20 protein-coding genes, 1 tRNA gene and 2 rRNA genes (1 of these 23 running past the window's edge) are annotated in these 26,481 nt (G+C 63.0%); 10 read left to right on the top strand and 13 right to left on the bottom strand.

The genetic code is table 11. The annotated features are described in order from the left end of the window. The 3 genes from AC5SSZ_RS15910 to AC5SSZ_RS15900 all read left to right on the top strand — a co-directional run. Nucleotides 1–1,653: ribosomal RNA gene (locus tag AC5SSZ_RS15910) — 23S ribosomal RNA — on the top strand; it begins 1,174 nt to the left of the window's first position. Nucleotides 1,654–1,801: 148 nt separating this feature from the next. Beyond that, a 5S ribosomal RNA gene (gene rrf, locus AC5SSZ_RS15905) occupies nt 1,802–1,916 on the top strand. A gap of 50 nt (nt 1,917–1,966) precedes the next feature. Next, nucleotides 1,967–2,043: transfer RNA gene (locus tag AC5SSZ_RS15900), tRNA-Met, on the top strand. On the opposite strand, the gene AC5SSZ_RS15895 is transcribed toward AC5SSZ_RS15900, so the two are convergent. The 5 genes from AC5SSZ_RS15895 to AC5SSZ_RS15875 all read right to left on the bottom strand — a co-directional run bounded on the left by AC5SSZ_RS15895 (nt 2,000) and on the right by AC5SSZ_RS15875 (nt 8,954). Then, the gene (locus AC5SSZ_RS15895) at nt 2,000–3,658 is read right to left on the bottom strand and encodes a recombinase family protein (RefSeq protein WP_495438847.1); all 1,659 of its coding nucleotides are present in this window, start codon (nt 3,656–3,658) and stop codon (nt 2,000–2,002) included. The two genes, AC5SSZ_RS15900 and AC5SSZ_RS15895, sit on opposite strands and share 44 nt — an antisense overlap. A gap of 1,022 nt (nt 3,659–4,680) precedes the next feature. Further along, the gene (locus AC5SSZ_RS15890; protein WP_495438789.1) at nt 4,681–4,959 is read right to left on the bottom strand and encodes a hypothetical protein; all 279 of its coding nucleotides are present in this window, start codon (nt 4,957–4,959) and stop codon (nt 4,681–4,683) included. Further along, entirely contained in the window at nt 4,886–7,204 is a 2,319-nt protein-coding gene (locus tag AC5SSZ_RS15885) for an AAA family ATPase (RefSeq protein ID WP_495438788.1), read from the bottom strand. Before AC5SSZ_RS15885 ends, AC5SSZ_RS15890 begins: the two co-directional genes overlap by 74 nt. Before the next feature lie 91 nt (nt 7,205–7,295). Then, the gene (locus AC5SSZ_RS15880) at nt 7,296–8,327 is read right to left on the bottom strand and encodes a hypothetical protein (RefSeq protein WP_495438786.1); all 1,032 of its coding nucleotides are present in this window, start codon (nt 8,325–8,327) and stop codon (nt 7,296–7,298) included. Nucleotides 8,328–8,411: 84 nt separating this feature from the next. Continuing rightward, complete coding sequence (locus tag AC5SSZ_RS15875; RefSeq protein WP_495438784.1) at nt 8,412–8,954, bottom strand: hypothetical protein; 543 nt, start codon at nt 8,952–8,954, stop codon at nt 8,412–8,414. 122 nt (nt 8,955–9,076) lie between these two features. Between AC5SSZ_RS15875 and AC5SSZ_RS15870 the strand changes: the two genes are divergently transcribed. From AC5SSZ_RS15870 to AC5SSZ_RS15855, 4 genes are all read left to right on the top strand, one after another. Further along, complete coding sequence (locus AC5SSZ_RS15870) at nt 9,077–9,244, top strand: ribbon-helix-helix domain-containing protein (RefSeq protein WP_495438782.1); 168 nt, start codon at nt 9,077–9,079, stop codon at nt 9,242–9,244. A 1,106-nt stretch (nt 9,245–10,350) separates the two neighbouring features. Next, nucleotides 10,351–12,147, top strand: coding sequence for a plasmid recombination protein (locus tag AC5SSZ_RS15865; RefSeq protein ID WP_495438780.1), 1,797 nt, complete (start codon nt 10,351–10,353; stop codon nt 12,145–12,147). A gap of 148 nt (nt 12,148–12,295) precedes the next feature. Beyond that, entirely contained in the window at nt 12,296–13,381 is a 1,086-nt protein-coding gene (locus AC5SSZ_RS15860) for an IS110 family RNA-guided transposase (RefSeq protein ID WP_495438779.1), read from the top strand. A 404-nt stretch (nt 13,382–13,785) separates the two neighbouring features. Then, nucleotides 13,786–14,958 (top strand): IS5 family transposase, encoded by a 1,173-nt coding sequence (locus AC5SSZ_RS15855; protein WP_495438777.1) that lies wholly within the window; start codon nt 13,786–13,788, stop codon nt 14,956–14,958. A gap of 224 nt (nt 14,959–15,182) precedes the next feature. Here the strand turns inward: AC5SSZ_RS15855 and AC5SSZ_RS15850 are convergent, their stop codons facing one another. The 8 genes from AC5SSZ_RS15850 to AC5SSZ_RS15815 all read right to left on the bottom strand — a co-directional run bounded on the left by AC5SSZ_RS15850 (nt 15,183) and on the right by AC5SSZ_RS15815 (nt 23,469). Continuing rightward, entirely contained in the window at nt 15,183–15,620 is a 438-nt protein-coding gene (locus tag AC5SSZ_RS15850) for a tellurite resistance TerB family protein (protein WP_495438776.1), read from the bottom strand. A gap of 248 nt (nt 15,621–15,868) precedes the next feature. Then, nucleotides 15,869–17,356 carry a helix-hairpin-helix domain-containing protein gene (locus tag AC5SSZ_RS15845; protein WP_495438775.1) on the bottom strand — a complete coding sequence of 496 codons (1,488 nt, stop codon included), beginning with the start codon at nt 17,354–17,356 and terminating at the stop codon, nt 15,869–15,871. Beyond that, entirely contained in the window at nt 17,353–19,131 is a 1,779-nt protein-coding gene (locus AC5SSZ_RS15840) for a PP2C family serine/threonine-protein phosphatase (protein ID WP_495438773.1), read from the bottom strand. The genes AC5SSZ_RS15845 and AC5SSZ_RS15840 overlap by 4 nt, the downstream gene beginning before the upstream one ends. Continuing rightward, nucleotides 19,128–20,186, bottom strand: coding sequence for a TerY-C metal binding domain-containing protein (locus AC5SSZ_RS15835; RefSeq protein ID WP_495438772.1), 1,059 nt, complete (start codon nt 20,184–20,186; stop codon nt 19,128–19,130). The genes AC5SSZ_RS15840 and AC5SSZ_RS15835 overlap by 4 nt, the downstream gene beginning before the upstream one ends. 1 nt (nt 20,187) lies before the next feature. Further along, a complete protein-coding gene (locus tag AC5SSZ_RS15830) occupies nt 20,188–20,826 on the bottom strand; it encodes a vWA domain-containing protein (RefSeq protein WP_495438770.1) in 639 nt (212 codons plus the stop codon). Nucleotides 20,827–20,893: 67 nt separating this feature from the next. Beyond that, nucleotides 20,894–21,532 carry a vWA domain-containing protein gene (locus AC5SSZ_RS15825; protein ID WP_495438768.1) on the bottom strand — a complete coding sequence of 213 codons (639 nt, stop codon included), beginning with the start codon at nt 21,530–21,532 and terminating at the stop codon, nt 20,894–20,896. A gap of 97 nt (nt 21,533–21,629) precedes the next feature. Next, nucleotides 21,630–22,658 (bottom strand): DUF4236 domain-containing protein, encoded by a 1,029-nt coding sequence (locus tag AC5SSZ_RS15820; RefSeq protein ID WP_495438766.1) that lies wholly within the window; start codon nt 22,656–22,658, stop codon nt 21,630–21,632. A 53-nt stretch (nt 22,659–22,711) separates the two neighbouring features. After that, a protein-coding gene (locus tag AC5SSZ_RS15815) for an IS5 family transposase (RefSeq protein ID WP_495436877.1) occupies nt 22,712–23,469 on the bottom strand; the annotation gives its coding sequence in 2 pieces (ribosomal slippage) (nt 22,712–23,151 and nt 23,151–23,469; 759 coding nt in all). A gap of 284 nt (nt 23,470–23,753) precedes the next feature. Between AC5SSZ_RS15815 and AC5SSZ_RS15810 the strand changes: the two genes are divergently transcribed. The 3 genes from AC5SSZ_RS15810 (at nt 23,754) to AC5SSZ_RS15800 (ending at nt 26,478) form a co-directional block, all read left to right on the top strand. After that, the gene (locus AC5SSZ_RS15810; protein WP_495438764.1) at nt 23,754–24,425 is read left to right on the top strand and encodes a DUF1523 family protein; all 672 of its coding nucleotides are present in this window, start codon (nt 23,754–23,756) and stop codon (nt 24,423–24,425) included. 92 nt (nt 24,426–24,517) lie between these two features. After that, nucleotides 24,518–25,729 carry a phosphoribosyltransferase domain-containing protein gene (locus AC5SSZ_RS15805; protein ID WP_495438762.1) on the top strand — a complete coding sequence of 404 codons (1,212 nt, stop codon included), beginning with the start codon at nt 24,518–24,520 and terminating at the stop codon, nt 25,727–25,729. Continuing rightward, a complete protein-coding gene (locus AC5SSZ_RS15800) occupies nt 25,726–26,478 on the top strand; it encodes a hypothetical protein (protein WP_495438761.1) in 753 nt (250 codons plus the stop codon). Before AC5SSZ_RS15805 ends, AC5SSZ_RS15800 begins: the two co-directional genes overlap by 4 nt. The last annotated feature ends 3 nt before the right edge of the window (nt 26,479–26,481 follow it).

Genomic DNA, 26,481 nt, shown 5'->3' with positions numbered 1-26,481 from the left:
GAGCCGAAGCCGAGGATGCACATAGTGCATGGTAGCAGAGCGTAGTGTGACATAGTCTCATGTCTCCTTACTTCCTTCGGGAAGATTGGAGACAAGAGGCTTTCGATGAAGCCGGGGCGTGAGCCATCCGGTGGAGAGATCACTAGCGAGAATGATGACATGAGTAGCGACAAAGAGTGTGAGAGACACTCTCGCCGAAAGTCCAAGGGTTCCTGCTTAAAGCTAATCTGAGCAGGGTAAGCCGGCCCCTAAGCCGAGGCCGAAAGGCGTAGGCGATGGGAACCAGGTTAATATTCCTGGGCCAGGAGGATGTGACGGATTGCGACTGTAGTTCAGCCTTATCGGATTGGTTGGGCTGCTGAGCAGTCCCTGGAAATAGCCCTCCATCAGACCGTACCCTAAACCGACACAGGTGGACTGGTAGAGAATACCAAGGCGCTTGAGAGAACGATGTTGAAGGAACTCGGCAAAATACCTCCGTAAGTTCGCGAGAAGGAGGCCCGGGTTCAAGGCAACTTGGATCCGGGGGCACAAACCAGGGGGTGGCGACTGTTTATTAAAAACACAGGGCTCTGCGAAGTCGTAAGACGACGTATAGGGTCTGACGCCTGCCCGGTGCCTGAAGGTTAAAAGGAGGAGTGAGAGCTCCGAATTGAAGCCCAGGTAAACGGCGGCCGTAACTATAACGGTCCTAAGGTAGCGAAATTCCTTGTCGGGTAAGTTCCGACCTGCACGAATGGCGTAACGACTTCCCCGCTGTCTCCAACATCGACTCAGCGAAATTGAATTGCCTGTCAAGATGCAGGCTTCCCGCGGTTAGACGGAAAGACCCCGTGCACCTTTACTACAGCTTCGCACTGGCATCAGGATTGTGATGTGCAGGATAGGTGGTAGGCATCGAAACCAGAACGCTAGTTCCGGTGGAGCCTCCCTTGAGATACCACCCTTCGCACTCTTGATGTCTAACCGCGGTCCGTTATCCGGATCCGGGACCCTGCGTGGCGGGTAGTTTGACTGGGGCGGTCGCCTCCTAAAGCGTAACGGAGGCGCGCGAAGGTTGGCTCAGAGCGGTCGGAAATCGCTCGTTGAGTGCAATGGCAGAAGCCAGCCTGACTGCGAGACTGACAAGTCGAGCAGAGACGAAAGTCGGCCATAGTGATCCGGTGGTCCCGAGTGGAAGGGCCATCGCTCAACGGATAAAAGGTACGCCGGGGATAACAGGCTGATACTGCCCAAGAGTCCATATCGACGGCAGTGTTTGGCACCTCGATGTCGGCTCATCTCATCCTGGGGCTGGAGCAGGTCCCAAGGGTACGGCTGTTCGCCGTTTAAAGAGGTACGTGAGCTGGGTTTAGAACGTCGTGAGACAGTTCGGTCCCTATCTGCCGTGGGTGTAGGATACTTGAGAGGAGTTGCCCCTAGTACGAGAGGACCGGGGTGAACGATCCACTGGTGGACCTGTTATCGTGCCAACGGTAGTGCAGGGTAGCTATGATCGGAAAGGATAACCGCTGAAGGCATCTAAGCGGGAAGCCCCCCTCAAAACAAGGTATCCCTGAGGGCCGTGGAAGACCACCACGTCAATAGGCCGGAGATGTAAGTGCAGCAATGCATTCAGTTGACCGGTACTAATCGCCCGATAGGCTTGATCTGTTCCAGTAACAGACAGTCTCATAAACACCAAAAAGCAAAACGAAACCTGGACAAAACGTTGATCTGAAACCTTCCGCTTTTGGAAAGCGCCCCGTGACACAACGGAGCTCGCAATACCAAAAGCCGGAAGCTTTTGGTATTTACTCGGTTTGGTGGTCATAGCACGAGCAAAACACCCGGTCCCATCCCGAACCCGGAAGTTAAGTGCCGTCGCGCCAATGGTACTTGGGCTTAAGCCCTGGGAGAGTAGGTCACCGCCAAACCTAGTAAATACCAAAATAAATTCTCTCTAACGATCATAACCAACAATCTCCGCGGGATGGAGCAGCCCGGTAGCTCGTCAGGCTCATAACCTGAAGGTCGCAGGTTCAAATCCTGCTCCCGCAACCATAGTCACTTGCCTAACGCCCGCCGCACCCCGGCGGGCGTTGGCGTTTGTGGCTACGTCATTGCCGCACAACGACAAAATCGCTCCGAGCTCGCCGCGAAGTTCGATCAGATGCCCATTCGGCGCATCTGGGTCGGGCATCAATGTGACGCCCTCGATCAGGCCCCGCAGTAGCTCCGCCGCTTCTGGGCGCACCTCGGGGTCGTTGAGGGCCGCCGCCAGGTCCGTGACCTTGCGCGCATAGGTCTCGGAAAGGCCCGGGTGGATCGTCACGGGTTCTGGTTCCGGCAGGGCGGCGAGCTTTGCCTCCAGCTCTGTCCGTTCCGTCTCCAGTGCATCCATCTTCGCCTTCATGCTCGGGTGAAACATGCCTTCGGTGATCGCCGTCACCACGGCGTCGATCTCCTTGGTGACCTTCGCGAGGCGGCGTTCCTGCTCGCCCCGGGCCGCCAGGGTCTCCTGCCGCTCCTTTTGTATCTCCTGCTGCCAGGTCGTGATGTACTCGCGGATCAGGTCAGGGTGCATCAGGCGGCTTTGCAGCCCGTTCAGGACTCGGGTCTCCACGTCCTTGCGCGCGATCGTTTTCTTGTTCGAGCACGTCCCCCGATTCCGTGCGGCGGAGCAGCCATAGCGCGCGGCGCTGATCATGATGTAGCTTGCCTCGCAGCAGCCGCAGCTTAGGAGCCCCGACAAGAGGTAGCGGGGGCGATGGCCACGTTCGATCTTCGGCGCGCTCGGGGTGTTGGTCCGTTCCGTCAGGATGTCTTCGCGGATCGCGCCCTGGCGCTGTTTGACGCGCAGCCATAGCGCGTCGTCGATGATCCGCAGGTGGGGGACCTCTTCGGTGATCCAGTCTCCCTTGGGGTTCATCCGGGCCTGGCGTTTGCCGGTGTCCGGATCCTTGATGTACCGCTGCCGGTTCCAGACCAGCAGACCGCGGTACAGGTCGTTGTTCAAAATCCCCGTACCGCGCTTCCAGTTCCCTGAAATAGTCGAGAAGGACCAGCTGCCCGATCCCTTGCCGCCCGAGCGGGGTGCAGCGATGCCGTCCTTGTTCAGACCGATCGCGATTGAGCGTGCGCTCAGTCCCCGGTCATATTCCATGAAAATCCGCTGCACGATCGTGGCTTCAGCCTCATCGATCAGCCGGTCTCCGGTGGTGTGGGTGCCGTCCGGCAGGGGCTGGCGGTCCAGACGGTAGCCGTAGCTGATCCCGCCGCCAGATTTACCTTGCCGCACCCGGCCCTCGAGGCCCCTGTGGGTCTTTTGCGCAAGCTGCCGCAGAAAAAGCGCGGACAAGGTGCCCCCGAGGCCGACGTGCATCTCGCTGATCGCGCCTTCCGCCGTCGTGAAAATCTCCACGCCGAGATACCGCATCCGCTTGTGCAGGCCGGCAATATGCTCCTGGTCCCGGCTCAGCCGGTCCAGCGCTTCGGCCACCAACACATCAAAGCCGTCGGCCATGGCCAGTTGCTGCATGCGCTGGAAGTCGGGGCGCAGATGCGTGGCGCCGCTGATCGCCTCGTCCGCGAAGACCTCCACCACCTGCCAGCTCCGCTCCTCTGCCAGCCTGCGGCAGATCCGGATCTGGTCGGTGATCGAGGCCGCCGACTGCATATCGGTCGAATAGCGCGCATAAATCGCTGCCCTACGGCCCGTCTTCTCTCTCATCACCGCGTCTCCTTCGCTTCCGCCCGCGCCCGACGCGCGTCTGCTCGTGCCATCAGCCGCACCAGTTCCACCAGCGCCGGGTGCGGAGGCGGCAGAGAGCCGACCTCCCGCGGCGCTTCCGAAATGGATCCCTGCTCGGGGCCGGTCGTCTCGGCCCCCCGGGCCTTCGTCTTCGGACCAGAGCGCGACATGCGCCTGGTCCCGTCGTCCGTCTCCTCCGTCCGGGCCAGGCCCGGCTCATGCTGCGAACGCGCAGCCCGATTCCTGTTCATTCATGGTCATCCCGCCTCCCTCCCGCCCGATTCTGGGGCGTGATCAAGGACAAGATCCGCGGGGCTTCTGCCCCCACGGGCCACACGACCCGCTTAAAGACTGTACCCCATACTGCTACCATGCGTCCCGCACGTAATGCGCTTGACCGAACCATAGATGTGGACAACCTCGGCTCTGAGGGGCGCTCTGAACCCGGTTAGTCGGTCCCAAAAAGATCCAACTGCCGCTCATCGGGGCGCGATGCCTTCCGTGTCTTGTCCCGATCAGAGGGGACGACATCGGGTCCGGCCGACTTCCCCTGCGCAGCCAGGGCGCCCGCAATGTGAGCGGGGGCATGGCCGTCGCACAGGCGCTTCGCGAACCACTTCAGGATGTCCGCGGCGCGGGCCGGCACCCATACCGAAACCCGGGTCAGTCCCGCCTCCCGCTTGCGTTCCACTGACGCCGCGCTATGCCTACGATGTGCGGCCCGGTGATCGGCTGCGCTCTTCCTCCGCCTCGGCGCCTGAACGCTCCTCTTCGAACTGTTCCTATTGTTCTTGGCCATGATGGCCTCCGCTTCGGTGTAAACATAACCGAGCGTTCTGCTGATTGACTTAAGGGCGCCTTCTGCACCTAGCGAATAACCTAGTCGATAGAGGGGCGTCCCGCTACGACGCCAAAGCCTGTAGCGAGCGAAACTTGGGGATTACCCACTACAAAGTGGATTGACGCCCCAACACATCCGACCAAACAGCCTCGGCGCTGACCTCGGCGCTGACCTCGGCGCTGACCTCGGCGCTGACCTCGGCGCTGACCTCGGCGCTGACCTCGGCGCTGACCTCGGCGCTGACCTCGGCGCTGACCTCGGCGCTGACCTCGGCGCTGACCTCGGCGCTGACCTCGGCGCTGACCTCGGCGCTACCCGAGGCTCGCTTTGTCGACCTCAGACGCGGCTCCGGCTTCGCGCCTGACCCGCGCGATGAACGCTGCAAGCTCCGGTCCCGAGAGAACCCCGGCCGTCTCGAGGGCACTCGCCATCTCGTCGAGGAGCGCCCGATGGGCGGTCAGGATCTGGCTCGCGCGGGTTTCGGCGTTGCGCAGATGGGTCTCGACCCGTGCCCGAAGGCCGGTGTCGCCGCACAGGCGCGCCACGATGCCCTCCACAGGTCCTTGCCAGATCAGCGTGGAGCCCAGACCCCATGAAGCTTCGAGCGCCGTCGCAAGCCGGGTCGCCGTGGCGAGATCACTGCCCGGATCTCCGCCAGACCCGGCCGAAACCCGACCGAGCAGGAGCCGCTCGGCCGCGCGTCCGGCCATGCTGCTCGCGAGATGGGCTTCGATCGCCGCCCGGTCCTCACCCGTCCGGTGCAGGCTGGTCGCCGTGACACCCCCGTCGGACTGGATCGCAAGCATGGCCACATCGGCGCGTCCCGTCGCGGCGCTGACGATGGCATGGCCTGATTCGTGCACGGCTACGATCCTGCGAAGCGCTTTCGGCAACGGGGTCCGGGCCTCGTGGATCGCGTCGGTCAGATCGGTCAGGGCAAGCGCGCGCTCTGCCTGGCGGGCCCGGCCGCGGGCGGCGCGAACCGCGGCCGCGATATCCGCGCCGGACATGCCGAGCGCGGCCTGCGCGACACCGGTCAGATCGACATCAGGAAGGTCGGGCCCAACGTGCCAGCGGAGCACCTGGGGGAGAAGCGCGTGGTCCGGATGCGGCAGGCGGAGGATCCGGTCGAACCGCCCGGCGCGCGTGATGGCCTTATCCAATTTCTCAGGATGGTTCGTCGCCGCCATCACTATCACGCCCTCGTGGCCATGGTACCCATCGAGCTGGTCGATCAGGGCCGTCACGATGAAATCCGTGTACGCGCTGTTGTGGTCCGCACGCCGGTTCCGGTCTCCAAACGCATCGATTTCATCGAGGAAAAGCAGGCTCGGCGCCTGCTCCGCGGCCGTGGCGAAGGCCGCGCGCATCGCCTTGATCATGTCGCTCGAACGCGCGCTCTCGGAAGACCATTGCGCCACGGATCCCGCGACGACAGCGATGCCGGCTTCCTGGCCGAGGAGACGGGCAACTTGGGTCTTTCCTGATCCGGGAGGGCCGACGAGCAGCGGTCCACGCGCGACATCGCTCCAGGAAATCCCGCCGTCCTGCCACGCATGGAGGTCAGAGATCATCTGTTCGAGGGGAGCCCTGACCGTGTCCGGCATGGGAAAGGCGGCCCAGCCAGTCCCTTCGACCGGGGCGGGACACAGGGCTTCTGCGATCGCCGTCACCGCGGTCTCGGGATCTGTCGCACGCAGGGCAAGCGTGGCCCGGTTCGGATCGAGACGCGAGACGCGGGCGTCCGTGGGAAGGGCGGCGAGCGCGTCGGCAGCTCCCTGACCGGGATAGGCGAGGTCGAGCAGGACGGAGAGCTGCTCGTGATCAAGGGGATTGAGGGTGATCACCTTCGGGCTCAGGTCACGCAGGGCGCGGGGCGCGGTGCCTGCGACGGGGGTGATCAGCACCACGGGCGTGCCCATCTCGAGCGCGTCGCGCATCTTGTCCGAGAAGGCGGCGAGCGTGCGATGCCGATCCGGACTGCCGCTCTTCACCGCGTCCACGGCGTAAAGGAGGTCAGGCACAGCCGGCGGCCAGAGGCTCGGTTCTGCCACGACCTGTTCCAGCATCTTCCGGACCGTCTGGTCCAGCGCGGCGCTGCCGGTCGCCAGCAGCGTGAGCGCGCCGTTCGTGCCCAGCTCGGTGGCCAGCGCCGTCGCGCTGCCGAAGCTCGCGGCAAGCCGGACCACCGCCAGCAGAGTCGCCGCCTTCGGCCGCCAGACCGTAGCGGGGGCCGGTCCGGCGGGGGGGCAGGGCGGGAGCACCGAGCCGAATTCAGTCGCCTGTTCGATCTGGTCGAGAAGGTCGTCGACGCTGTCGCCAAGGCTCCCCTCTGCATGACGACCGGCATCGGCGTCGCGCCGGGTCTTGGGGGCGGATGACACGGGGGCAGCATCATCGGCGGGATATGCGCGTGCCGGGTCGCTCGCTTCATCTGCGCTGTCCTTTGCGGGCAGCGTCACACGCCAGCCGGCCCAGCTGCTGCCCTCGAGGGCGCCGAGGATCTCCAGAGCGAAGGGAAGCCAGTCCGGTGCCCCGCGCCGGGTGGCGGGCGCCCGATCTGCGCGGTTGGCGGAGGGGGCGGTCTTCGTGATCGGCTTGGAAAAGGGGTTCGATACGGTCGCGGTCATGGCGGTCTCCTGTCGTCGGACAAAGGGGAGAGAATGCTCGCCGCGGTGTGCGGCGGGCCGGATGATCTGAGGAAGGAAGGGACGGGCTTAGTCAGGTGGGCGGGTGCGCCGCCTCGATGCGGTCCAGATGGCGCATGATCAGATCGAAAGCCCAGGCTTCGTACACCTCGGATCGCACGCTGAGGATCCCGGCATAGACCTCGAGCGGCACCACCGCGTCGGGATGACGCCGCCTGAGGATCGCATGGAGCGCGGCTTCCTGGGCGCGTGCGACATGGCCGGAGGCCATGGGGAGGACCCTCACGAGGTTCACCTGAGCGCTGCGCGGAAGGCCGAGCTGGTGCTTCATGCGTTTCACCGGGGTCTTGGAAAAGCCCAGCTTCAGCAAGTGGATGCCACGCGACTTCATCTCGACCCTCAGCAGATAAATGAAGGACGGGCTGCTGTTCCATGCGCCGCCGCAGGCGGCACATTTCACCTGACCCCAGGCAAGGTTCACGCGGGCCACACGCTGAGAATGCCCGCAGCTGTGGCGATACATGCGATAGTTGGCGTTGCCCTGAGGGTCGCGTCCTAGACGCTCCCAGCCACGCTGCGATGCCTCATCCTGCTCCCGCGCGCGCAGGCACTTCTCGCAGCGAACATCCGTCCTTTTCGCCGCGACCCGCTCCACGAATTCGAACTGCCTCTTGATCACGTGGCCGCACGCGGCCCGGTACAGGCCGTAGTGGTGGTTGCGGCCGTCGCGACGCAGGAACGTCAGGCCCGCCGCCCTTGCGGCATCGGCGAGATCAGCTTCGGCGCAGGCGCCGCAGCGGGGCTGGGCCGTCCGGAGGGTAAACGCCTTGTGGGCGGTCAGTCCCCCACAGGCGTCACACTCGAGGGCGACATGATACCGGTCGCGGATCCTGGCGTGGATCCGGAACCCCTTTTCCCGGGCGAGGGAAACCCAGGCTTCGGGCACGGGCCGAGGATAGTCGCGCCATTCGCCGGCGGGCACATGGCGGGAGCGATGCGGAACGTGCAGGCGACGCCTGCGGTTGGTCACGACATCGAAGGGAACGCCGCGGACAGACGGGCGGGGTGCATGGGATGCGCGGGACTTCAACGGGGACTTGGGCATGAGGATGCTCCTAAATTCGACATGAGGGGGACAGGCGCGGGCGAACCCCGCGCCGGTATCAGCGTCATAAAGAAAGGGGAAAGATCAGAAGGCCGGGCCGAGATCCGAGGTGCCGGGCAGGTCCAGGCCCATGTCCGACCAAGCCTCCGCGCGTGCGTCGAACGCGTCTTCCAGCGAAAGCCAGCTCTCGAACTGATCAAGGGCAGAGGCGATCATCATGTTGATCGTGCGCGCTCCGGCGACCTCGCTCGGCACGCTGAAGGCCCAGCGGCGCAACCGTGCATGGTTCCGCAGGCACGCCACCTCTTCGGGATCGGCGGACCTGATCACATCGATGAAGAGGCGCGCGACCCGCTGCAGGTTCAACTCGGCCGCACCCGACGCCGGGGCCGCCAGAACAGCCCCGCAGGCCGCCTTCGTAGCCGCGAGCGACGCATCCGCCGCCCGGATCCACGCGTCAACCGCCGGGTCCTGCCCGGAGTAGCAGCAAAGATCCCGTTCGTCAGAGATCAGGCGCGGAAGCGTGCCGAGGAAAGAGGCGAAGAGCGCCTCAAGAGACGGTGCCACATGAGCGGCAGGGACGCCTTCAGTCTTCGGCGAAGGAATGGTAGGAACAGAAACAGTCATTGCGATCTCCTTTGCAGTTCGCGGTGGCAAGAGCGGCGGGCAAGAAGGTGAAAGAGCTTGCCCCCGCTCGTTCAATATGATATTACGCCATTATGATGTCAACATCAAAATGGTAAAATACTATGGCACCCCCCAAAAAAAATACAGAAGCTCTTACCCTGAGACTGGGAAAGGAGATGATCGAAGCGATAGACGCCCTCAGAAGGTCTGAAGAAAGTCCACCTACCCGCCCAGAAATGATCAGGCGGATCCTACAAGCCTGGATCGATGAGCACCCGCCGAAGCTGTGAAAGTGGCGTAGGTCCGACTTTCGGCATTGCGCGTGTTCGCAGAGCCCGAAAGTGTAGGCGGGGATGAGTCTGGATCGGACAGGCCCTGATGCGCCGGGTCAAATCGGAGCTGTCTGAGCGCCCTTTTATCAGAAAACTGTTGAAGCTGCCCCTACGCTGACCACGATCCGGACTCACCCGCTCCGGTCGAGCAGTTCCTGGAAGCAAGGCCTGATCGGCCTTACACCCGAATCCATTGTGAAGGCCAGCGCCTTGGCCAACCAGGTCAGTGCTCGACCGCAGTCAGATCACCCCAGGTCGCCACATGCCGCGGCGCTGCCAGCGGGCCATGTGTGCGACGGGTCGGACGATCAGCGTGCAGGTTGGACAGTGTGCGTTCGGGAAACCACCGCGAGGCCAGGGATGTCCGGGCCTTTTCGTGATCATTGCCGGGTCGGGTCCAGCAAGCCGCCCGAGATCCGGGCTGGGCATGATGCACCCAACGAGCGGATCAAGGCGATGCCGGGGCAGGTCTCACCACCGTGACGATGTTCGGGTGCAGAAAGAGGGACAGCCCTTCGGAACTTCGGGGCGCCGTCGTGTGGAAGGGGGGCGCCATACCGCGGCGGTATCTCTGGCTTGCCATGGTTCGGGGTACGGAGGATGGCCGGGTCGGCCAGCCTCTGCACCCGGACCGGTAGCCCGGCGCTCAGCAGGTGATCAAGGCGATTAGTGGGGGGCGTTGCGGCGAGCAAATTGCCAACTTGGCCCGCTGAAAAAGAACAGGAAAAACAAAACAAGGACAGGGTGGGAAGGGTCCAGCAGGCTGCTGGTCGCAGCGATCGATCGGCTTTCGGGCCGGTCGAATCGCGAGAAGGGGTCGAGGGGGTATCCCCCTCGCGAACGGTTTTTGTGGTGTCGGGGGCTCCCCGACAGCGCAAAAACATTAGTGAGTAAAGGACCGGACATCCCCACGGATTTTTCGCTGCGTTTTTTCACGCACTTCGCGGAGGCTTGGATCAGCGAAATCTGACCGGAGCCCGAGCATGTCCGTCCATCACCGTTTTGACAACCCTAAACCTGTCGCCCGCCTAGAGACCGCGCCGATCGTCCTTAGGTTCGCCTCCATGTTCCCCCGGGACCTGAAGCGCCGCGAGATGCATGACAACCGGACTGGGGGAGATCTCTCGCATATTCGGATGGACCTGTCACATCTCAACACCCAGCCGGTCGGGGGACCAGACTGGATCGAGCGTCTGCACGGGGAAATCGCGGCCGCGATGGAGCACAATTTCGAGGAAGAGATCGCTGCGCGGGAACGCAAGGGGCGGTTCCTCGAAGCCGAACGGCTGCGCGAGCGCGGGCCCGTCGACCCGTGGAAGTCCACGCGCGGCGGCCCGCTTCGGGAGGGGATCATCACGGTGAACAAGCTCTGGTTTGGCGGGACCGGACATGAACACTGGGACCCTGACCGGGTCGAGGCGTTCAAGCAGCGCGCGACGGATTTCCTTCTTGAGCATTTCCCTGATGGGCAGCTCCGGGAGGTGAATATCGATGAGGATGAAGAGGCGCTGCACATTCATTTCGCGGTCGCCGTCTGGGTCGAAAAGGTCAGCCAGAACCGGGGAACACAGTGGTTGCTCCAGCCCTCGGCAAACCCCCTCCTGGCGAACTATGAATACGCTCAGGATTTAGCGGGTGAGGCGTTTGTGGATCTTGGAATTCACCGTGGTGAGAGACGTGCCGAGGCAGCCCGTCAGGCGCTTGCGGCCGGGGTTGAGATGCCGGAACCGCCTCGGCATGTTCCACCGTCTGACTGGCGCCGGGAACAGCGGCGCCTTGCGCTGGCGGACCGGGACCGGATCCGGGAGGCGAGCCGCGCCGAGGCCGAGGCGACGGTCGCGGATGGCGTGGCGCTGGCGAAATCCGTGGTGAAGAAGTCGCGTAAACGCGCGATCGCAGAGGCGAAGGCTCGGAAGGCCAAGGCTGACCGGCAGGTCGCTGTCGCTCAACGCGACCGGGCCCGCGCGGATGTGCAGGCCGAGGTTGCCCGGCGGGCGAAACTGGAGGCAGAGGAAGCTCGGAAGGAGGCTGAGCGGAAGGTTGAAGCGGCGAGAGAGGAGGCCGCGCGGATCGCGAAGGCCGCGGGGGAACGGGCCGACGTGATCATTGCCAATGCGACTGCGCTCGCGACCGTGACGGTGCGGAAATCGCGCAAGCGCGCGATCGCGGACGCCCGGGCCCGACGCGCCAAAGCGGACCGGGCGGTTGCCGTTGCCGAACGCGCGCGGGCCGATGTCGAGGCTTTGGCCGAGGTCGCCCGCGATGCCGCCGAGGAGGACCGGATTAGGGCCGAGGATGCAGCCACGGCGGCCGCCGAACAGACCCGGATTGAAGAGGCCCGGGCGGCTGAGACGCGGGACCGGATCGGCGTGGTGATCGACGGATTGGGCGCTCTGGTCAAGGAGATCGACAAGGGCACGCTCGCCCGTGACCCGGATGGCCGTATCCGGGCGAGCGTGCCTGACCGTCTTGAGGCCGCTTGTCCCGAAATCGTGCCCGCGATCGAGCTCGGCTTGAGGGTCGTTGACGGAGCGAAGAGCGTCCATCGCGATGCGCGTGTTGTCCGTGACGCGACCATGAGAGAGCGCAAGGCGCTGAAAACGGATCAAGCCGCGCTGCGCCAGGGTCAGGAGCAGCTCGCGGAAGATCAGAAGCAGCTCGAACGGGAACAGAACGCCGCCGAGGCTCAGACCACGCGGGCCCAGTGGATGTTGAACCGCCTGGAGCTCTTGCTCAGTCGCTTCGTGAGATGGCTCAAGTTGCCGGGCATGCCCAAATTCATTCGGGATGAGGGGCTCGCGCTTCTCGGGGAAACGGCGGAAACGATCGCGGATCTCAAGGAGGACGGGCTCGAGATGTGAGCGGCGAGGATCGGTAACGTGGTCCGGTTCTAGACCCCATGATCGCGGAGTGAGCTGACTGGTTCGGTGGTCTCTCCCGCGGCATTCTCCGTTCGAGGGTTGCGCCGGATGGGCCGGTGCCGAACCTCAAGAATGGGGGAGAGACCGTATGCAGCATAGCATGTTCATCGGACTGGATGTCCATAAGGCGACGATTTCGGTCGCGGTCGCGCAGGGCGAACGTGGAGGAGAGGTCCGTCACTGGGGCACGGTTCCGCACCGTCCGGATCATGTCCGCAAGCTGGTGGAGAAGCTTGGCGCCGGCGGACGTCGTCTACATTTCTGCTACGAGGCAGGCCCCTGCGGTTATGGGCTGTATCGCCAGCTTGTCGAGCTGGGTCATGAGTGCATTGTCGTGGCCCCTTCACTCATTCCGGTGAAGGCGGGCGATCGCGTGAAGACGGACCGCCGCGATGCCGTGATGCTGGCCAAGTTGCACCGCGCGGGCGAGTTGACAGCCGTGTGGGTGCCGGATGCGGCGCATAAAGCGATGCACGACCTGGTTCGTGCGCGCGCGACCGCGATGCGGGTTCTTGGAAGGGCGCGCCAGCATTTGCAGGGCTTTCTGCTGAGGCATGGCCGCATCTACCCGGGCAAGAAGGGTTGGACGGTGGCCTACCGTCGTTGGCTGACGGCGGTGCGGTTCGAGCACCCGGCGCAGCAGATCGTGTTTCAGGACTATGTCGACGCGGTCACCGATGCCGAAGCCCGGGTTGAGAGGCTTATAACGCAGATCGCCGATTTGCTCCCGAGCTGGTCGTTGGCTCCGGTGGTCGAGGCGGTTCAGGCGATGAGGGGGGTGGCTTTCATCGTTGCGGTAACGGTGGTCGCCGAGGTCGGGGATTTCCAGCGGTTCGACAATCCGCGTCAGCTGATGGCATATCTCGGTCTCACGTCCTCCGAGCATTCGAGCGGGGCTACTGTACGCCGCGGCGGGATCACGAAAGCCGGGAGCGGTCTTGCCTTAAGGGCTTTGATCGAAGGTGCCTGGAGCTACCGGATGCAGGCGCGCGTCAGTCGCAAGCTTCACGACAGGATCGAGAGCTTGCCCAAGGCCGTGCGCGACATTGCATGGAAGGGGCAACTGCGAATGTGCCAGCGCTACCGTCATCTGATCGCGGCTGGAAAAGCGAAGGTGGTTGTCACCACGGCCATCGCCCGCGAGATGGTTGGCTTCATCTGGGCAATCGCTTGAGCGGTGACGCCTCCGCCGGTCTGTCGGACGAACGCACAAGGCTGAGAAGACAAGACGCGCCCGAACATGCCGATGCGCAAGGTTGGGGGCAGAATGCGGTGGGGAACCCTCGTGCCCTCTTATGAGCCGACAAAGTCGACGCTCGCCATTTAGACCGAGGCAGGCCCAGAACGAAATCACGGTCATGCGGTAACCAACCCGCGACTGAGAGCTGGCTCAACCGCTGTCTCAGTTCCCTCTCCTACCTTACGCATCTACACCACGCTGCACCTAGCACCGCCGGGATATTTGCATTGAAACAAGGGCTTGACATCGATCATGAGAACAGGGTGCTGAAATAGTCCCACCTCGACAGCGGTTTGAGAACATGATTCATCCTCGGCACGATAATGGCGGGGGTTAAGATGCGCGGGACGGACAAGGCGAGCGGGTCGTTGTTCAGCTATGTCGATCTGGAGGAGCGGATCCCGCCGCGACACCCGCTGCGCAAGATCCGGCAAGTGGTGAATGACGCCCTTGCCAGCCTCGATGCCGAATTCGAAGTGCTTTACACGGATTTCGGCCGCCCCTCGATCCCGCCGGAACGGCTGATCCGGGCGAGCTTGCTCCAGATCCTGTTCTCGGTCCGCTCCGAGCGACAGTTGATGGAACAGATGGATTACACCCTGATGTTCCGCTGGTTTGTCGGCCTCGGGATCGACGACCCGGTATGGGTCCCCACGGTATTCACCAAGAACCGGGACCGGCTGCTGACGACGGACATGTCGCGAAAGGTGATGGCAGCGATCCTGGCGCATCGCGAGGTCGCGCCGCTGCTGTCGGACGAGCATTTCTCGGTCGATGGAACGCTCATCAGGGCTTCGGGATCTATGAAGAGTTTCCAGCCTAAGGCGGAGGCGACCCCGCCTGACGATGAAGGGCTGGGCGATTCGCCCGCCCTGAATACCACCCTTGAGCCCCCGCCGTCAGAGACCCCAGCCGAGACCGACCCGATGCACCACGACAGCCGCCGCCACCGCAATGCCGAGGTCGACTTCAAGGGCGAGAAGCGCTCGAACACCACACACGCCTCGGTCACCGATCCGGATGTGCGCCTTTACAAGAAATCCCCCGGCGCGGGTGCCATGCTGTGTTTCATGGGGCATACTCTGATGGAGAACCGCAACGGGCTGGTCGTGCAGGGTGATCTGACCCAGGCCGACGGTCATGCCGAGCGCAAGGCGGCGCTGGACATGATCCATCGCCATTCCCCCGGATCGACGCGGCAGCTGACGCTCGGTGCCGACAAGGGGTATGACGCGGCCGGGTTCGTGTCCGACCTGCGCCAAGTCTGCGTCACGCCCCACGTCGCCCAGAAATCGAGATATTCAGCGATTGACGGACGCACGACCCGACACGAGGGATATGCGTTGTCCCAGAAGCACCGAAAGAAGATCGAAGAGCCGTTCTGCTGGGCCAAAACCGTCGGCGGCATGGCACAAACAATGTATCGGGGCGTCGAACGCGTCCGATCCCGCTTCATCCTGACCATGGCCGCCAACAACCTTGCCCGGCTACCAAAGTTGCTGGGAGCATAATGGGAAACATGGACACAGAAACGAGCCGCGGATGCGCCGACAGACTTGACCCATCAGTCAAACCGGACCCGATGACGGGAAAGCTTTCCGGATCAGTGACTAATTCAGCGGCCTGTTAACTCCTCACTGACGATCTGTTTCCCTCGCAATTCAATCCGACAAGCTGAAATGTACGCAGTCTACGGCCGTCACCTACGAGAAACGGGAAAAACTGATGAAAAAGTTCATGGGAGATTGATATACCTAGCCCTCACAGACCTTTCAATCGCCGCGACATGAAGGGGATCCAGTTCCAAATGATAAGCGATCTCCTCCAATAATCTGAGCTCCGATTGTTTCAACTTACCATCGGCCACGACAACTTCACATGCTATCAAATATGCCGTCTCGTGAACCTTTGGGGGCAAAACCCCTCGCACAAATATAAGAAACCGCTTAAGACCGTCGGCTGTACTCAAAAATCCCTCTATGTAGATAAATACTCGTCTAATGTTAGACAGGTCATAGTTGGCGAAAATCGGAAAATGATCGATTACACTCGCAATCACCTCTAATTCAGAAGCCCTAACCTCACCGTCTGACATGGATGATAAGATCATTATTCCAACAAGCGCATCGTGGACGCCCATTGAACTGATTTCAGATTGAACGGGGTCTGACATCTGTTTGATCCTGCATAATTCGTATTTAAAGGTTACGCGCCTTGCAACAACACGCAAAGCCTTGTCTTCTTTCCATCTCCCATCAGGCTACCGATCGACGCGCTCACTTTGCTACATGTCACACCCAGCATTAAATCGTCTTACGCAGCCCGCCAGCACGGCACTGATCAATGGAGCTGGAGCCAGAACCTGTGCACCTCTTTGCTATTTTCTACTGCCGCCTCAGCGGTCGGAGACACACTAAGCGTTCATCCCGCGATCTGGACCTGGACGAGACGCCCGCCCTCGTCCGGATCGAGCAGGATCTGTGCCCCGTCGGTCAGGGCGACATGCCCTTTCAGCGGAATATCCTTGCCGGATGTGACGTCCTTCATGCCCGGAAGGGCTTCGTTGACCAGGTACCAGGTGCCCTGGTGTTCCTGGAAGTACCCCACGCGGGATTTCTGGTCGTCCTCCAGGTGTTCGTTCGGGAAGATTTTCCGGTTCGCGTGCCAGGGAAAGAGGGATTGCCCGTTCCAGACCATGACGCGGTGATCGTCGCTGTGAAACCGCCCTTTCTGCCGGCTGGAATACAGGTTGAGCACTGGCAGGCTGCCCTTGTGCGGCGCACCGCAATGCGGACAGGCGGGCTTTCGGGTGTTGTCGAAGATGTACCATCCCATCTCGCAGCCCGCGCTGCAGGGCTGGATCATGTCGAGCGTGCGCACGAGTGCGGTTTCCCAATCCGATGGGGACGGGCGCTTTTCCGGATGGTGCAACCCGTCGATGAAGGCGCGGCGGAACAGCGTCTCGAGATGGGGCCCGGCCATCGTGAACGGCCGCTGCCCAGGATCGCCCCACGGAAGGGCCGAGGGGTGCAGATCGTCGACACGGACCCGGTTGCTCGCGTCGGACGGGTGCTCGACGAAGAGCGCCCCCGACCCCATGGACAGGGTTTCATCCTTGTCCGGGTCGGGATCGTGGATCTTGCGGCCGCGGAGCGGGTGCCGGAAGAACAGGTAGAGGTAGATCAGCACCGCCAGTGCGTGCCGGTCGGTGGCCTGGCTCGGCAGCTTCCGGTTTGGATCGTCCCGGTCCAGATGCTGGGTGGCCACGACTTCCGGGGCGATGAAATCGGGCGTGCCAACAACATCCGGCGCATGCTTGTCGGGAACCACGAGACCGTCGAGATCGATCAGGCAGGCGCGTCCCGAGGTGGGATCGAGGAGCACGTTCTTGTAGCTCAGGTCCGAATGGCTGAGGCCGGCCATGTGCAAGCGGCGCACGGCGCGCGCCATCGCCAGGCAAATCTGGAAATAGGTCAGCCAGGTGCCCTTCTCCCTCGGATCCAGATGGCGGTCTCGCAGGGAGCCCACGAACCACTTTCCCTCCTTGTCGCGGCCCTTGATCTTGAACTTGTCGCCGTTGTTCGAGCCATGCTCGAAGAAGAACGCCTTGTCGTAGAACGGCGCGACGACCCCGATTTTGCCGTCGTGTTCCACGACGTCGAACGGCCAGCAGAAATGCTTCTCCCAGAACGGCCCGGAGGGCTGGTCGAGAAGGTTCTCCCGGTACCGGGTCGTGATGTCCGAGAGCCGATCGCGCAGCGCCTTCTGGTCGGAGACATCCCGGAAAAACCCGACCACGTATTTGCGGTCGGGGTGGAAATGGATGTCCTTCATGCCGCCCGAGGCCGACACCTCGTTTCGAAAGACGATCTCCTCGCCCTTCAGGGACGTGACGCGTGTCGTGCTCATGCGCCGGTCTCCGGGATAAGGAGCGCGATGGTGCGGTCGTCGTGATTGCCTTTCGACCAGAATCCCAGCCAGTCGATCATCCGCGCCTCCATGTCGGGATCCACGGCCCTCGGCTTGATCCCTGCCTCGACCTCGCCCGCCCAGAACCCGGACCAGGTCCCGGGATCCTCGAGCATAGCGCCCGTCGGGAAGAACGGATCCGTGATCCCGTCGCTCATGGCGACCAGGCCCGTAAAGGCTGGCCGGATGACGCAATGGATCCGCGCGATGACGGATTGGGGATCTTCGAACAGGCCAGGCGTCAGGAAATACGTCTGGCCCGCATATTCTCCGGAATCGGGCGTGCAGAGCAGGTCGAGCGTTCCGGCCTCCGCGTCGAAGGCCGCGATGCCGCCATCGCCTACAGAAAAGCTTGCGAGAATCCATCCATGGGTCGTCCGCTTCGCGATCGCGCACAACAAGGTCGTGGAGTATTCGCGGAAGTCCGTTTCTTTCGCCTTCGACTCTTCAACAAGGGCGTTCGTGGCCTTGAGCGCCGCGCCGGCGAGGACGGGATAGAGCAGATCCCGCCGGATACTGGCCATCTCTTCGTCCGGATTGACGCTCCAGGAAGCCAGGCGGCCATCCAGGCGCCCGCCAAGATGAGTCCGGGTCCGCTCGTCGATGGCGTCCGCGGCCACCTCAACCGCGATGCGGGAGGCCTGGCGCGAAAGTTTTGCCGATCCGGCTCCATCTGCAACGACCAGGATATGCCACCCGGCGTCATTGACGCGCAGCGCGACATCGTCCTCCCGAAAGCCACCTTTCTGGGCGTGGCCGCGGCCGCGCAGGCTGCCGGCTAGGAGGAAAGCCTCCGGGCTGGATCGCGTGAGAACCACGCCGTCCTCTTTCCAGTACGGATCGGAGCGATCGCTGGGATGGCTGACCCAGAGATCACGTGGATCGGCAATCACCGTCAGGCGGGCCGTCGCCGGGCGCGGCGACCCATCGGGATCGGCGATTTCCAGAGACAGGACATGATCGCCAGCACACTCCGGTGTCCCGGAAAGCCCGCCGTCAGCGTCCACGGACAATCCTGATCCCGCGTCATCAATCACTTTCAGGACGGGCCTGTCCGAGGCTGCGGAATATGCCTGGCGAACGCGCGCGTTCGGGAGGCGGATTTCCAGGGGGCGCAGGGGAAACGATTGACCCATCCCGGGAACGTCCGCGATGGCGGAATTGTCCCGTTCCTGAGGGGTCCTCGCCTCAGGAACGGCGGGATCGGGGTCAGGCGATGCACTCCCTGAATCCGGGCGATCAGCCCCCTTCGAGGCGCCTTCCGCCGGATCGCCCCCATCGCGGGTTCTTTCGGGAGAGGGGGTCAGAGGGCGCGCAGGCGGGTCCTCGGGTGCCTTGTCGGGGCCAGGGTCCGGATCCGCAGACCGCGTTGTCTCTGGCTCCTTTCCAATCTGGAGAGGCGTGCCTGCACCGGGGTCGACACCGGCCTTCGTGTTGACAGCCTGTCCCGGTTTTCCATCTTCCTGTGACCTGCGTGCCTTGGCCAGGGCGTCGGGCCCAGTGGCCGTTTTCCGGGCGTTGCGTCTCGCGGAGCGCTTCTGCAGCAGGAAAAGGGCTCGTTTCTCATCGTCGGTGAGGCCGGAAAACGCATCGGGCACGTCCATGTTGCAGGGCACATGTTCTCGTTTCAGAACGATGAGGAAATCCGATAAAGCCTTGGCGAGCCGCTCCATACGTGCTTCGCTTTCAACCGGATATTCTGGTTTTTCCGTCATCCCTGCCCCCGCGAGATATCGAACCCGGCACCCGAGCTGGCTGCACCGTAAAGCCCGCGGTTGCCGCACCAGGGGCATGTCTGCGCGCCGTCTCTTCTGACGCAATGGATGCGCCCGCAGCTGCACTTCGCCATGCCGAAGGGCGCCTGGCAGTGCGGACATCCCGGCTGGCCGATCAGATCTTCACTGCTGACATTGGCACCACCCTTGTCCGGGCCGGACAGGTCGAAATAGTCCTCCTGGACGGCGACGGCAGCCTGCAGCGCGTAGGCGCGCGTCTGGAAGAGCTCGGACAGCCGGGCGTCATCGGTCTCGAAGCGGCCCATGTGGCGCTCGTATTTCACGATGTAGGGGGCCTTCGTGCGCGCGCAGCGCCCGGTAAAGACCGCATAGCGATCGTCTACGCCCTCATAGGGCAGACCGCCGGCGGCCTGGCCGCTGTCGCGGTCGTCGACCTTGGCCAGCGAGATCCCCTTGCCCGCGGTGACGCTTTGAGACGAGGCCTTCACCGAGTTCGTGATCCAGGCTATGAACCGACGGAACGACCCCTCCACGGTGTCGTCGAGGGTGATGACATCCTCGGCAATCCGGCGCAGGAGCCGTGCATCGGCCATGCCCCCGATCGACACGGCAACGAGCGAGACGCGATTGGCGTAGTCGCGCTCCCACCGGCGGATGGCCTGCTCCGGGTTGTCGGTCGGAACGCCATCGGTGAGCAGGAAGACCAGCGGCCGCCAATCCCCCTTCGCGCTTGCCGTGCTGCGGCGCACGTCCCGGTCGATCGCGTCCATGAGATGGGTCAGCGCGTCCCCGAGTGCGGTTCCTCCGCCAACCGGCAGATGCGGCGGCGCGAAATCGGCGAGCTCGGTCATGGGGCAGAGCGTGCGCGTCCGTCCTGCAAAGGCGATGACCGAAATCCAGACGGTTTCCAGCGCGTTCGGATCCGTCATCAGGTCCGATGTGATCGCGCGCATGCCCTGTTCGAGCGTGGTGAGCGTGTCGCCGGCCATCGACTCGGAGACATCGACAACGATGTAGACGGGAAACTTGCGCATCTCAGAGAACCACGTTGATCTCGGCCGGCGGGGGCGGCAGCGAGTCCTTCTGTCCCGATCCCACGCTGCGCCCGCCCTGGGCGATGACCTCCGTCATCCATTTGAAAAAGCTCTGGAACATGTTGGCATCCATCGTCTCGAGGGTGACCACCGTGTCGCAGAACGTCTCGAGATCCTCGCGCCGGGCTTTCGGTCCTGCTGCGCAGCCGATGATGTTGGCAAAGCCGATCGATTTCACGCGCGGCGTGTTCTCCTCGAAGGCGGCGAGATCGGACGGCTTGCCATCCGTCATGACGATCAGGATCGGCGCCCAGTCCCCTTTCGCGTCAGGGGTGCCCTTTCGCACATCGCTGGCGGCCTGCTTGGCAAGAACACCGAGTGCCTCGCCGAGATGCGTGGGACCTGAATCCGGCGTGGTGATGCGAGGCAGGATCACGTCCTCCAGCGCGGTCATCGGAACGACCGTCTTCACTTCGCGGTCGAAGGACATCACCGTCAGGTGGATCGTCTCGAGCGCGTACGGGTCTTGGCGCAGGGCGCCAAGAAGGGTTTCGAGACCCGTGTTGACGCTTTCGATCGGCTCACCCCGCATCGAGCCGCTGGTATCGAGGATCAGGTAGACGGGAAGACGACGGCTCATGAAACGGTCCTTGTGCATGGGGCGTCCGCTGGATCGCGGGCTGGGTGGTGATGTCCGGATCCGACGATCAGGTCAGCCGGATCTCGGGCGGCGGCGGCGGCAGCTCGTCGAGCGTGCCGATATCCTTCTTGCGCAGATCGACCTTGTTCGAAGAAACCCCGATCGAGGCGGTCACCCACTTGAAAAAGGCCGCGATGGTCGAAGCGTCCGCGGTGTCGAGCGTCACGACGGCCTCGGTGATCTGCGAAAGCACGGACGTGTCGGCCTGGGGGCCGGCACCGCAGGCCACGACCATGCCGGGCTTTGCGTCGCGAAACGCATCGAGTCCGGCTTCCCAATCGTCATTGGGCATTCCGTCCGTCATCAGGAACACCAGGGGCTTCCAGTCCCCCTTCTCTGTAGCAGAGGACCGGGTGACTTCGCGCTTCATGCAATCGGCGGCGAGACGCAGGGCCTTGCCGAGCGCGGTCATCCCGTTGGCCTCGATTTTCGGCGCCTGGAAATCCGCAAGCTCGGTCAGCGGGACCACCTGTTTCGCATCGCTGTCGAAGGTAATCACCGACAACCAGGAGGTCTCGAGCGCCTGCGGGTCCTGCTGCAGGCTCGAAACCATGAGATCCAGACCGGAGCGGACGGCCGCGATGGCCTCGCCGCGCATCGATGTGCTCGTGTCGAGAAGCAGGTAGACGGGGAGCTTTCTGTTCATGGCAGGCCTTCTTGTCCTTGGGTCCGCATCTTGAGACAGGCGCGCGCGGGATGCGGACTTCAACCCCGGCGTGGTGATTTTCAGAACGGTCGAGAGGTCATGACAAGAGGGCCCGGATGTCCGCGAAATCGGGATCGCGGGCGTAGAGCGCTGACAGGGTCTGGCGGAATTGTGTCCGATCGCCCATTTCACGGTAGGAAAGGGCCTGTTCGTAAAGCGCCACCTTGGTGAGATCGTCTGCATCCTCGGAGCCCTCGGCAAGGCCCGAGACCAATCCGTACCGTTGCACCGCATCGGCGTGATGATCGAGAGAAACCGCGACACGCGCCCGGTAGAGCGCGAGGCTGGCGGCGATCACGGGGTCGTCGGCCGGGCGATCGAGATAGGGGGCAAGCGTTGCCATCTTGAGGACCGGCGTACCGGCCTCGGACGCCTCGAGCGCAATCTCGGCCAGGGAAATCGCGAGAACGGGATCGGTCCGATCCGCCTCGAGCGCATCGACGATCACGTGAGCGGCCATTCCGAGATGTCCGGCCGCCTGGCAGCACTCGGCCAGGACAAGGCGCGTCGCATGCCCCGTGGGCGCGATCACCGCGGTGATCTCCGGGGTGATGGCCATCTCGATCGATGCGGACACGCCGTTTGCCGAAAATCGGGATCCCAGGGCGTCTTCCTCTTTCAGCGCAGCCTCGAAATCGGCGCGCGCGTCATCCCAGCGCTGCGCGCGGACATGAATGAGGCCTGAAAGCCAGAGGCCGTCAGCCGTGTCACGGATCGGATCCAACGCCTTTGCAGCCCGGTCGTCCTGTCCGGACTGGAACGCGATGATGGCCTGAAGAAGCGCACGATCGGCCTCGGCCTCCGCGCGTTCTGCGTCCGCCGCATCGAGGCGGTCCTCGGGTTCCGGCATCGGGGTGGCATTCTTGCGCGATGCGCGCTTCTGCTTGCCGTGCTGCGTGGTGTAGTGCAGCCCGGTCCCCGGCAGACCCACAGTCGTCCGCCGCCCCCTAGGCCCGATCGTGTGCTTCAGCCCGCGCGGACCAAAAGACAGGGATGGCCCTGATTTCGACATGTTCAACGTGACCCCGGGAAAGATCTGCTTGCGGCGGAAAAATCTGAACGGCATAAATGCATACTAGCAAAGTTTTTTAGTCATTTCAATCTGCTTAGGGTCAGGATTCATAACCAGAACATGACCACAGCGGCCAAGGCACATGCGGACAGGAAGACCTTCGGGCATCTGTCGTAGCGGGTCGCGACCCTTCGCCAATCCTTGAGCCGCGCGAAGCTGTTCTCGATCTTGTGGCGTTTGCGGTAGCGGGCCTCATCGTGGGGGATCGGGACCTTGCGGTTCTTTCGCGATGGGATGCAGGGAGTTATCCCTTTGTCTTCAAGGGCTTCACGATACCAATCGGCATCATAGCCACGATCTGCCAGCAGATGTTTGGCGGGCGGCAGAGCATCCAGAAGCGCCCGCGCGCCGATGTAATCGCTCCGCTGGCCCGCCGTCAGAAACATCCGCAGCGGGCGGCCTGCCGCGTCGGTGACGGCATGCAGTTTCGAGTTCATCCCGCCCTTCGTGCGTCCGATCAGGCGGCCACGCCCCCCTTTTTCAGCCCTAGGCTGGAGGCCGTGCGGTGCGTCTTGAGATGGGTTGCGTCGATCATCAGCGTGTCGGTCTTGCTGCCCTGATCAGCCAGTTCCAGGAGCATCCGAGCAAAGATGCCTTTCTCGCTCCACCGCTTCCAACGGCTGTAAAGGGTCTTGTGAGGTCCATAGGCCGCTGGGGCATCCCGCCACCGTAACCCATTGCGATTGATGAATATAATGCCACTCAACACGCGCCTATCGTCAACACGCGGCTTGCCGTGGGATTTGGGAAAGAAAGGCTCCAACTTCGCCATCTGCGCATCGCTCAGCCAGTAAAGATCGCTCATATCACCGCTCCGTTTTGGGAGCCGTGAATCAGACCTCTACAGGAAAATCAATGCATCCTGACCCTAGGGCTTTAACAGACTGCTGAAAGACTCTTGGAATAGGCGCTTTGACGCGAACGTGCGTCATTTTTGGCAATGTGGACCGAAAAAGCCGCTTGATCAAAACGGATACTCCGAGGCTGCATGCACAAAACGTACATTACGTTGTCCTGAAAGCGCCTTCGTTCCTCCTGCGAAATCTGCTAGAAGTGAGACAAATAGAATGCAACGCCAAGGGGATTCCTATGAAGTGGATCAAGTACGCCTTGCTGGGCGCGATCGTGACGACCGTCGCGTCCGTCCTGCATTACAGCCTGCCGCAGGTGGATGTCGTGCGCATCGTGGGAACGGACGTGAAGCGCGTCGACGCGCCCCAGAATGCGGGCGAGACGAATACCGATACCGGCATGCTGACGGCCGATGTCTACTTCATCCTCGCGGAAACGGAGAGCGGCGCGGTCCGCAACTACCGCAACGAGGATGCGCTGCTCTACGGCAAGTTCGACAGCTCCGACCTGCACACCCGGGCGCGCTCGATCAGCCAGAACGAGGAAAACGCCGTCGCCATCCGGCACTACGGGTGGCGCCTGCCGCTGTTCTCGATGTTTCCCAACGCGACTTCGGTCTGGGAGGTCGATCCCGGCTACCGTCACCTGCCGCTGTTCAACATCGTTTTCCTGGCCCTGCTTGCAGGCGGCCTTGGATACACGGCTTGGCGTGTGCGCCGGATCCGGATCCGGATCGCGGAGGCCCGCGCGGAACGCGAAGCCGAAACGGCTGCCGAGGCCGAGCGGAAAGCGCAGGAGCGCGCGGATCGCGATGCATCCAGGCAGGACGTGCAAAGCCGCGACAAGGCTCTCGAGGATTTTCTTGGAGGCAATGACGGGTCGTCCAGCGGCGGCGGGAGTGGCGACTGACGTCGCCACAGCGTCAGCCGACCATGAGACAGGGGAATTATGCCGACCATGAGACAGGGGAATTATGCCGACCATGAGGCAGGGGAATTATCATGACGACCACAACCACGGCACCGGGTACGGACACCCATGTCCTCAGCACCGGAAGCCTTTCGCTTTCGATCACGCACAGCGCGCAGGACGACCTGTTCCGGGTAGCGGAGCGTCAGAACCCGAAACGGGCCTTCCTGTTCGTTTCGACTGTTCTCGGGCGTCATATCCCGGTTCGCCCGGACGCGCATCGCAAGGCGCTTCGTGCCCTGGCGGAGCGGGTCACCCCACACCTCGGAACCGGCCCGGTTCTCGTCATGAGCTATGCCGAAACGGCAATCGGGCTTGGTCTCGGCGTTTTCGATGTCTTGTCTCGCAAGATGAAGGGCCATTCCATGGCCTATCTTCCGACGACGCGCTTCATCCCGGACGGCGAGACGCCGTGGTTCACGACGCGCGAGGAGCACAGCCACGCGGTCGATCACATGATCATGCGCCCGGCCTTTGCGGGCATGACGCACGAACCGGATTCGACACTCGTCCTGGTCGACGACGAGACAACGACCGGCAAGACGTTTGCCGGCCTCGCAGAAGGTCTTGCGAGCGTCGGAGAGACCCCGGCCCGCGTCGTGCTCGTCACGTTGACCGACTGGTCGAACGGGAAAAGCCGGGACTCGGTCGAGGCGATCTTCCCCGATGCCTTGGTCGAAACGGTATCGCTCCTGTCTGGTCGATACGCTTGGGAGCCGGCGCCGGGTGTCGATCCGAACCCCCTGCCCCCGGGTTGCGCTCCCTGTTGCGCGCCCTGGTCCCCGGGATCCGAGGTTTCGTTCGCGGTGCCGCGATCCGGGATCGATGCGCAAGCCCATTCCAAGGAGCGCCGGGCGTGGCGGGACATCGTCTCGGGAAGCTTGATCCCGGACATCCCGAAAAACGCTCGCGTGCTGGTCGTCGGAACCGGAGAAGATGTCTGGCATCCGTTTCTTGCAGCCGAAGGCATCGAGAACGCGGGCTTCACAACACGCTTCATCGCGACCACGCGATCTCCCGTGGCCCGCGGCCCCGTCGTGCCGCACCAGATCACGTTTCCCGACCACTACGGCCTGGGCATGGCGATGTATCTCAACAACGTCCAGCCGGACGCCTGGGATCACGTGATGATCTTTTCCGAGAACACGTTCGACGGGATCCCGTCCGGTCTGCGCGATACGCTCGGGTCCGGAGTCGTGATCACGCCCGACGCGGTGCGCACCATGCAGGGAGAAATCCTGTGAACACGATTGATCGTCGGCCCGTTCTCTACACGGATCTGGATGACACGCTGTTCCAGACATCCCGGAAAATGACCGAACCCGCGTGCGAGATACGTCTCGGCGCCATTGCGACCAACGGGCATCATTCCTATATGACCGCCGATCAGGCGCGGATGCTGGACTGGCTCCAGGATGCGACCCGCGTGATCCCGGTTACCGCACGCTCGACGGACGCCCTGTCGCGATGCCAGATCCCCTTTCACCACTGGAAGGTGGCCGCGAACGGGGCCGTCATCCTGCAGCCGGATGGCATGCCACTTGCGGACTGGCAGGAAACGGTGCGCGACCTGTCCAATGCGGCGCGGGTCGGCCTGGAGATTCTGAACGAGGTCACGGTCACCTGCAACACCGAGGATGCCTCGCAATCCGAGACGCGCTTTCGTCACTGGATCGTCGAGGAATACGGCATGCCGATCTATTTCTGCGTGAAGTCGAACGGCGACGAGCGCTGGCTCGACGACATCGAGGACGACCTGGCACAGGTTGCCGGGGCCGAGTTCACCCATCACCGCAACGGCAACAACCTGAGCTTCACGCCTGTCGGTATTTCCAAGCAGCGCGCGGTCGCGCATCTGGATGCGGTGATCGGTGGTGACGCTATGCGGTTCGGGATGGGCGACAGCCTGACCGACCTGCCGTTCATGCGGTCCTGCCACCTGATGATGATCCCGCCGGGATCGCAAATCGATACCAATATCGGGAGCCAGTGATCC

Source organism: Phaeobacter sp. CC-HEC084, assembly GCF_059429255.1.
This window is presented reverse-complemented; position numbering and strand designations above follow the sequence as displayed.